General features: G+C 35.0%; 7 protein-coding genes. 2 read left to right on the top strand and 5 right to left on the bottom strand.

Annotated elements, in window-relative coordinates:
* Positions 1-361 precede the first annotated feature (361 nt).
* Together CD33_RS00325 and CD33_RS00330 are read left to right on the top strand one after the other, a co-directional pair.
* Entirely contained in the window at positions 362-802 is a 441-nt protein-coding gene (locus CD33_RS00325) for a ribonuclease FAU-1 family protein (RefSeq protein ID WP_235863434.1), read from the top strand.
* A gap of 41 nt (positions 803-843) precedes the next feature.
* Positions 844-1,380 carry a GNAT family N-acetyltransferase gene (locus CD33_RS00330; protein ID WP_036197038.1) on the top strand — a complete coding sequence of 179 codons (537 nt, stop codon included), beginning with the start codon at positions 844-846 and terminating at the stop codon, positions 1,378-1,380.
* 46 nt (positions 1,381-1,426) lie between these two features.
* On the opposite strand, the gene CD33_RS00335 is transcribed toward CD33_RS00330, so the two are convergent.
* The 5 genes from CD33_RS00335 to CD33_RS00360 all read right to left on the bottom strand — a co-directional run bounded on the left by CD33_RS00335 (position 1,427) and on the right by CD33_RS00360 (position 6,796).
* Entirely contained in the window at positions 1,427-2,179 is a 753-nt protein-coding gene (locus tag CD33_RS00335) for a GNAT family N-acetyltransferase (protein WP_036197040.1), read from the bottom strand.
* Between the two features lie 375 nt (positions 2,180-2,554).
* Complete coding sequence (locus CD33_RS00345) at positions 2,555-2,752, bottom strand: hypothetical protein (protein ID WP_036197043.1); 198 nt, start codon at positions 2,750-2,752, stop codon at positions 2,555-2,557.
* A gap of 295 nt (positions 2,753-3,047) precedes the next feature.
* Positions 3,048-4,178: a Ger(x)C family spore germination protein gene (locus CD33_RS00350; RefSeq protein ID WP_052129852.1), complete on the bottom strand. Its 1,131-nt coding sequence runs from the start codon at positions 4,176-4,178 to the stop codon at positions 3,048-3,050.
* 4 nt (positions 4,179-4,182) lie between these two features.
* On the bottom strand, positions 4,183-5,283 hold the full coding sequence (locus tag CD33_RS00355) for a GerAB/ArcD/ProY family transporter (protein WP_235863436.1): 1,101 nt from the start codon (positions 5,281-5,283) through the stop codon (positions 4,183-4,185).
* Positions 5,270-6,796 carry a spore germination protein gene (locus CD33_RS00360; protein ID WP_084591205.1) on the bottom strand — a complete coding sequence of 509 codons (1,527 nt, stop codon included), beginning with the start codon at positions 6,794-6,796 and terminating at the stop codon, positions 5,270-5,272. Before CD33_RS00360 ends, CD33_RS00355 begins: the two co-directional genes overlap by 14 nt.
* Positions 6,797-7,610 lie beyond the last annotated feature (814 nt).

Here is a 7,610-nt window from a genome sequence, read left to right on the forward strand (position 1 = left end):
GTTGGGGGCTTCCCCCTGTGAGAGTAGGACGTCGCTAGGCTCAAGAAACCACTGAGTATTCAGTGGTTTTTATTTATTGAGAAAAATGTATCTTCAATAGAAACAGGATTAATAGGCTTGTATTAGAAACACGTTGAAATACATCGGTGAAAAATATATAATTTTAACTATAAAAGTTTGAATATTCAAAAAGTATTTGCAAGAGAGTATCAGTATAATGATTAATTCCGTTAAGAGGAGAAGAAGATGTTAAAAAGAAAATATGGAACTCGTCCAAATTGGAATCGTGTACTAAAAAGTGACTATGACCAACTTCCAACTTTTTCATCAGGACAAGGACTTTAGGGGATACATAACCTTATTGAAAATAGAAAAAGTATTAAAACCTTTGTTTGTAAAGAATGGTGTAAAAGAAGTATGTATAATTAATGACGGCTATTCATGGCTTCAACACTTCCCGATTGGAGAAAAGTATTCGTTAACTACCATGTTTGATGCCGAAGGAGCTATTGTCCAATCGTATATAGACATCTGTTTCGAAGTCGGCATAGAGGAAAATATACCTTGGATGGACGATTTATATTTAGACATTGCAGTATTTCCAACAGGTGAAGTAATACTAATGGATGCTGATGAACTGGATGAAGCATTGACTCATGGAGTAATTAATAAATCAATGCATGATTTAGCTTGGAACGAGGCAAGGATAATAATGAATTTGATACAGCAAGATAAATTTAATTTAATTCATCTAGCTAGAGTACATAAAAATTTAATAACAAATAAATCGAATTCAGAGTAAATAAGTCGAGTGCTTGTTGATAACTAGGAGATGAATAAGGATTGGAGAACCTACAATATAAGCCATTTCAAAATGAACTGAAAGAACTAATTTCGTTTATGACAATCAACTCCTGGGATTATCATGCAGAGGCAAATACCACGGAGGAATCAATTATTCAGTTGTATAACAAAGGGTGGTACAAGCAGGATCGTGAAACAATTTGGATTGAACTATCAAATAAAAAAATAGGATTAATGATAATCCATGATATAAGTGACACAATACCGTCGTTTGATATTAGATTGGACGGTGCATATAGAGGATGCGGCTATGGTAAAGAAGCTGTTAAGTGGATTGTAGATTACATCTTCAATTTAAGAGATAACATCAATAAAATTGAAGCTTATACACGCAGCGATAATTATGCAATGAGAAAAACATTGAACAATTGTGCCTTTGTGAAAGAGGGATATTTAAGAAGTTCTTGGGAGAATCTTGATGGCACTATTTATGATTCCATTTGCTATAGTGTGATTCGAACGGATTGGAAAGAGGGTGTTTTGACGCCCATACGTCTGAATGAGTTTCCCTACTAGCATCAGGAGGAGATGTTTAAATGCTAACATCTCCTCTATGTAAATATTAATCTTCAACTTTTAATGCTTCATATTGAAAACCTTCCAGATGATAATTCTGTCTTCGGTACATTTCTCTTGGTGTATCTTCGCCATCTGCCACTAAAATAATTGTTTTGTTATGAAAATGCTCCATTATAAAATGCTGAATGGCGCTTCCTATCCCCTTGCGTTGATATGCTTCCAGTACAAATAAATTATCGATTTCCGTTATATCTTCCTTATCAATGACAATTACAGATCCACTCGGTTTTAATTGATCGTATGCAATTATAAAATGAACATTATCATTAGTGTGCAGTTTGCGCAGAAATGTTTGTTTTTCCTTTGCAAAGTTTTCGCCGAAATGTAAGTCTTCATTAAATTGCAAAAGTAAAAAATCATCCAATTCTTTCTCAGTTACAAACTGTATGAATATCTCGGTATTTCTGCTAGCGGAAAATTCTTTAGGTTGAATAGAGTAGAGTTCAAGAAAACCAATACTATAATTGTTTGATGATAAATAGGTTTGTACTTCATCAGTCACTTTCTCGTTTGGAGGAAAAATGAACTTAATATGCTTTTGGTTAGTTTGTATATGGAACTTTCTCAAATGATCTTCAGCTTCTTGAAGTAATTCAACTGTTGGCATACACTTCCAAATAATTAGGTTGCTATCATAGCGGCTTAAAAAGGCTGCTTCATGAATCTGTTTATATTCTTTCGTTTCTAAAATAATCTCTCCATCTCTATGGATTTGATTGAATGTTATTTGCTTCATATTAATCTCCTTTAGGTAGAGTAGCCTTTCTAAATTCCATTATATACAAAAGTTGTAATTGGAATTGGAAATAGGTAAATGCTTCTAATTTAATGTGTGCTCTTAAAGCGTCTTGAGTCAAATTAATTGGTTGAGACGGGTGGAGTCGATAGGCAAACAATGGAGACTGGGAGAAGTACAATATTTTAGTATGATGGAAGAATCTATATGAATTGATTGGAGTGGAAGGGGGCTTCTGGTGGCCAGCTCGCTGGAGAAGCATAGGCTCGAGTCGTGCCCCCGTAAAGCTCACCGGCATGGATAAGTCAATTTTTAAATATTCAAATGGCGTTTATGATTTGCCCTAGCTTCATTTTTATTAAAATTTAATTACCCTTAACCATTGTCAATAGAGATAGAATCATTGGTATTGTTCTTCTTTGTAAAAAGGCTACCCATTAATAAAATGATACCGATACACACGCCAACAAAATTTGCAATGTAGAAATCGCCATCTCGCATAAACCGAATTAAAAAACCGGCTCCAAAAATTATAGAAAATATTGTACCTAACGACATTAATGTTCTTTTCATAAAACCTAACCTCCTCACTTATAACAAAGCAGATGATGATCTTTTAATTATACTATACTATCTCCAGAATTACTTTGCATCCAATGTACACACTGTTAGCTCTAACGTAGTCTACTTACCTAAAACGCGGTGCATCTAGAAAATAGAGCATTCGAGTATTGCAAAAAACAGGATGCTTTATAAAAGGATCCTGTTGAAGCATATCGTAGCAATTTGAAGCCGGCCTCTAAGTGGGCATTTATAAACAGCAGCTATAAAGTGCTTATCTACTCTTTTGAAATGAATTCTAAATCTGTTATTGAAAAACACCATCTCGAAGGACTTTTGCATTTACTGTTACGTTTACTTTCATATCCGGGTACATTTCATGCCATCGTTCGTTAATATTCTTTGCTTGTCGATTTTGTGCTCTATACTGTTCCCCAAAGCGGAAGATGTCGGAATCAATTTCTTGGCTATACTGAATAATTCGCTTAATTTCACTTTCTATCTTTTTATTTATTTGTTTTTCGAGATTTTTTTGTTCTTTCATATCGCTAACTCGCAACTCTGATTGTATTTCCTGTAAAAGGCATTCGATATCAATTGTTAAATTAAATTCAGGAACTGCCGTATCCACTAATTTGAATTTCCGAGTAGATTTAATAGAATCGATGGCAATCTGTATATCTTCTTCGGAAATTGTAGATTCCATTTTTAACGTTGCTGAGGGTAGTGTTAATTCTAATGTACCATCTTGGAAATCATTTCTGATCATCTTTGCATATAAAATATCTTCTGAAGGGAGACTTCCAACCATTTTTCCTTCGTTAAAAAGTGCAATTCCTGAAATTTCAATGAATTCTCCTTGTTTTTTCAACATCGGTAATGAAAAATTCGTTAACTTTGTAGTATTATCCCGATTGACTTCATGTAAGGTTGATGAAAGTGCATGATTTTGCTCAATATTATGGTCGATCAATTGAAAAATATGTTGGCCGATGTCCGTAATATTTTTATATTTACTTTCTATTAATGAATTTGCTTTACCTTCGACTACAGCCAGGTAAATGCCATTACTGACTTCAGGGTTCATGATTAGTGCATGGATGCTGTCATCTAACCCCTTTTTGGCTAATTCCTCACCGAACAAAGCAACTCTCAATTGGCCCACACCAATTTTTTTCGATGTTTTTAATTCGATTTTCATTAGAGCACCTCTGTTGGTTTCTTCAGTTGCGGATTGTACTTCCACTTTACTTTCCAAGTCGGGGTTGATTTGTCGAATAACAGCAGTAGCAGCAAGTTTGTCATCTTCCGCTAAATCGTAACCTAATAACGTTGTTAAACTAGTTCTCTCAAGTATTTCCCGGTTTGCACAACCAGCCAAAACAATCAATATTGCCATGAACAAAGGTATTGACTTTAAGGAATTCAACTTAACCACACCCCTATCGTTTTAAAATTTTCTTCTTAAACAAGGCAATAAAATATAGAACTAGCGGAAAGGCAAACACTGTGTAAAATGAAATATGTCCAACTAGCTCATTAATTACTTTCATTTGAAATTGTGTCTTTACCAATAATGTTCCAACGAAAATCAGTGCCGTAAAAATTAGAATAAACTTTTTTTCGCTTATTTGAATAACCCGATTAAAACCACGATAGGCCGACCAGGCAAAGACACATAGATTGGGCAGAATAACAATAATCCAGAAACAAACGGTAAAGATTTCGATTCTTTCAAAGAAAGGGAGCCGGACGATACTAAATAAGGACAATGTTGCCCATATTACCCTCTGAAGCTGTTCACCACTAAAAAATAGTAAAGTAACCAACATAACGAAGAGATATACAATCATTGTGTATAGTAACCCTAAGTGTACATAAATTTTCGCTTTACGCTTTTCTTTGACAAAAGGGTAAAGTGCAGTGATTACTTCAAAACCTACTACCGTAAAGGATATAGCATAAGCACCTTTTAGCAGACTTATAAAGTCATTATCTAAAATAGGAAATAGATAATTAATGTTAGCAAATTCCAACGGGTAAAGAAGGATGGCAAGCATCCATTGGGGCAAAAAGAAACCTATAAAACAAAGACCAATTATTACCCTTAATCCACCGGTGAACGTATATATGACTAGTAATAGTATCGTAATGATAATGAAGGAAGGATCGATATCAGGAAATACCCATGTAACCATAACCTCGGAGAAATTTTGAATAACAGCAAAAAATAGGATTCCGTAGTACAACATTAAGCTTAAATTTAAGAGGTTGCCCAAATATTTCCCAAACAAGTCCAAATTAATTCCATAGAAATCATTCGAATCATACATCTCCAAAGTTTTAAACATAACAAACACGATAAGGTGGCATACAACAAAACTTAAAATGATGGAGATCCAAGAATCTTGTTTCGCATTTTCATAGACGAGGCTCTGAAATCCATAGACGCCAACCCCGATTTGAACTTTACATATTACAAAAAAGAGGACAGGAGCGTTAAACATTTGAGCAGGGGTGACTTGCAATTTATTGTTCATCATTCACCTTCTCCTTACCCTCCAATGTTTTATAGATAGTTTTAGTACTTGGACTGCTTACTCTTGCATTAGGTGACTTCCGAATCGCGAATGGAATAGGAAGTCGGATGATGCTGTCCCCCCAATTTTTGATACGGGGTGGATAAAATGGCGACATATATGGAGCACCTAAACTTGTTTGGCGCAACAAATGTATTAAGAGAAAGCAAAAAGCAAGCATGATTCCATAAAAACCCCAGAATCCGGCTAATACAATAATCGGAAACCGGATGATTCTGATCACATTCCCCATCAAATAATTGGGAGTTGTAAAAGAAGATAGTGCACATAAGGCGATAATGATTATAAGTATATTACTGGTAATGCCTGCCTGTACTGCGGCTGTACCAAGTACGATCCCCCCAACAATCCCGATTGTTTGACCGACTTTCGTAGGCAATCTTGATCCTGCCTCTCGAAGCAATTCAATGATCAACTCCAAAAAAAGCGCCTCCAGTATCGGAGGGAAAGGTACTATAGCCCGAGATTCACTAAGCGGCACTAATAGCGGTTGCGGAATCACTTCATAATGGAAAGTTAAAGCTGCTACATACAAAGGTGTAAAAAATATTGATATAAAGATGGCTATAAAACGCAACAATCTTACAAATGTGGCGACCTGCCATCGAAGATTTTTGTCTTCCCTGCTATGGAAAAACTCAATAAATGTATGAGGGGTAAGGATTCCCATTGAACTTCCATCGACAAGAACACCAACCTTTCCACTTAATAATCCATCACAGAATCGGTCGGGCCGTTCAGTTAATAGTATTTGAGGGAAAATAGACAAAGAGCTATCATCGATTAATTCCGACAGCACTGCGCTATCGATTAAATCTTCAATGTCTAGTGCTTGGATTCTTTGTCGGACCGTATTTACGTTTTGTTCGGAGGTTATGCCATCTATATATAGCAAGGCAACGTTCGTCTTGGTTTGTTTCCCGACCTTGTACCTTTCATTGCCAAGATTCGGATTCTTGATAAAACGTCGGATAAGAGAAATATTGGTCGATATACTCTCATTAAAACCAACCTGTGATCCAATTACTTGTGATTCATTTTCGGGTGTGGTTAAACTACGTGCTTCAACAGCAGGAATGGCCGCCAGAATAATCTCCGAGTAACCTTCTATATGAATCATCACTGCCCCGGTCAACATGCTTTCAATACCGTTATCCATTTGATTGGTCTGATTGACATGTGGCAGTGCCAAGAACCTGTGGATGCTGCTCGGTGTTGGATCGATTGCATTTTGTAAATAGGGCAGTATTTGTTTATCCAAAACTTCATTTTTAATTAAATTTTCGATAAATACAATTGTGATAGTATCGGTTACGTAACGAATTATTAAGTCAGCAGGTGAATGTGTCTTTACTTTTATGATGTTAGTAAAGTTTTCAGTAGTAGTTGGAATATCACCTTTTAAATTGTTAATGGTTGGTGACTCTGCAGCTAAACCATTTGATAAATTCTCCACTTCCGGGAGTCCATCTACATTTTGATTTGTTTTGTTCGGATCATTTTTTTCCCTAAATTTTATTTTAGAAACTTTAATGCTTCTTCGTCTTTTAAAAAATATAAGGACCCCTCCATTTCCTAGTTTTCTATTTCAATTGGTATGTAGATGAAATTAATAGAATTTGATTGGCGTGTGTAATAAAAGTATTAAATAATTAAAGTGGACCGTGAAAATACTGGATATTAATATTCATATTGCCCATATCTTCCATTTTTTAGACTTAGCAGTTGCATAATTTTAGGAGCAGTTTGGTATGTAAGGTAGAGGCAAGGTTGGCAAATCTGATGCTTTCGATGGATGTGTTTTTTGGGGGGATTATTCCTTCAGGTTATGTTTCGAGTTAGCAACTTGAAGTATAGATGATTTAATAGAGCTGTATTGGAATCTAATGAGTTTCAATTGAAAGCTATAAATTTTACCGGAGGGTACTAACTTGTATTAATGCAGGGGGCAATGGAGTCATTAATTTAAACGCTTGGTAATTCTTGTCCTCTATTATTTTTAGGACATCTTTCAAATGCGATGATATATTCTGGTAGAATGAAAAAAGATATTCTTGATATAATATTTCAGCTTTTTAATTATGATACTTGAGCATAGAAAACAATTGACAAATACATTGCTAGAAGGTATGATATAAAAGTTATCAATAAAAACAGCAAACATAATATGTTGTTGACATAACAAATTATTGATGTTATACTTTAAAAGTTGACTGTTAAAACAGTAACAAAATGAACCTTGAAAACTGAACAACAAAACGTTAATGAAA

The organism is Ureibacillus sinduriensis BLB-1 = JCM 15800, assembly GCF_000772955.1.
Taxonomy (GTDB): Bacteria; Bacillota; Bacilli; order Bacillales_A; family Planococcaceae; genus Ureibacillus; species Ureibacillus sinduriensis.

Bases quoted from the DNA above. Each gene is read 5' to 3' on its own strand.
- CD33_RS00345 (WP_036197043.1), bottom strand. From the start codon at position 2,752: ATGAAAAGAACATTAATGTCGTTAGGTACAATATTTTCTATAATTTTT.
- CD33_RS00335 (WP_036197040.1), bottom strand. From the start codon at position 2,179: ATGAAGCAAATAACATTCAATCAAATCCATAGAGATGGAGAGATTATT.
- CD33_RS00355 (WP_235863436.1), bottom strand. From the start codon at position 5,283: ATGATGAACAATAAATTGCAAGTCACCCCTGCTCAAATGTTTAACGCT.